Genomic DNA, 275 nt, shown 5'->3' on the forward strand with positions numbered 1-275 from the left:
ATCCTTCTCGGCTTGATCCTGAGGGACCTGCTCGCGCTCAATTTGCTGCTCCAGCACGTAGAACAGATGCACCGGGTTGGCCGCCACTTCAGCATGGGCAAAGTTGAACACGCGCGACAGGATTTTAAACGCGAAGCGGGTTGAAAGACCGTGCATGCCCTCATCAACGCCCGCGTAATCGTGATACTCCTGCCAGGATTTGGCTTTTGGATCGGTATCTTTCATACTTTCGCCATCATAAACGCGCATTTTCGAGTAGATGCTGGAGTTTTCCG

1 pseudogene is annotated in these 275 nt (G+C 52.7%); it reads right to left on the reverse strand.

Features of this window, described 5'->3' with window-relative positions:
- Positions 1 to 275 (reverse strand): annotated as a pseudogene (locus KVT28_RS25070) (PrkA family serine protein kinase); the annotation flags it as partial.

This window comes from Pantoea sp. GbtcB22 (assembly GCF_019091025.1).
GTDB classification, from domain to species: domain Bacteria; phylum Pseudomonadota; class Gammaproteobacteria; order Enterobacterales; family Enterobacteriaceae; genus Pantoea; species Pantoea leporis.